General features: G+C 52.7%; 1 protein-coding gene. It reads right to left on the bottom strand.

Annotated elements, in window-relative coordinates; all coding sequences use genetic code 11:
- The coding region (locus ACNFCI_RS23985; RefSeq protein WP_416768430.1) for a hypothetical protein at positions 1-811 on the bottom strand (811 nt) is incomplete at both ends.

Genomic DNA, 811 nt, shown 5'->3' with positions numbered 1-811 from the left:
GATGAACGTTGTTTTCACCGGGGTGACTTCCGCGAGCTTCGCTACCCACTCGGCCGGACCGGTCTCGCTACCGGGTTGCTTGTACAGCTGGATCTGCCAATGGCGTTCCGCGGCACCGACCTTCAGCGTCATCGTATGCGAAGTTTGATTTTCATCAGGCCACTCTGACATCTGCCCAACGTTCACCAGGCTGGAGAACTTGGTCTGCTGTACACCCTTGGCCAGATCGAAGTCGCTGCTAGCAGACTCGATGTCAGGTTTCTTTCCATCGGCGCGATAGACGATACGGCATATATCGGACTTACTAACCTTGCCCGGCGGATTCAGATAGCGGCTAGGTGTTACATGATCTACGCCTGGAGCATAATATTCAATGAGCGCCGTGACATATAGATTAACAGAGTAATTGCCATGATCGAGAACTACCATGACGTGTTGCAATGGGTGGTAATCAACCTCGCCCATCTTAAATTTGCAAAGAATATGGGAACCATTGTACTTATGAACCCCTGTACCTTCCCCCACAGCAATATCATATATATTTTTAATGCTTTCGGGAGCAAGCCCATCCTTATTCCAACTGACACAGAGATACCCCCAGTCCGCGCCATTCTCATGACGAACCAAGAAGGCGCCCTTGTCAGTTCTTGCCATGGCTCGGACAGGTGTCTGGTGGCGAGCAAGCTCACTGAAGTGTTTGACCAGCTCGGTGATCCATCGGTTGGGCACCTCCGGACGCACAGCCTCCACCGACAGCGTCGTATCCAGCCGCAGGCTATAGCTGCCCTCTTCGGCAGCGAACGTTTCGATG

Source organism: Pseudomonas sp. NY15356, assembly GCF_048068175.1.
Classification (GTDB): Bacteria; Pseudomonadota; Gammaproteobacteria; order Pseudomonadales; family Pseudomonadaceae; genus Aquipseudomonas; species Aquipseudomonas putida_K.
Note: the sequence above shows the minus strand (reverse complement) of the source record. Positions and strands in the feature narration are given on the sequence as shown.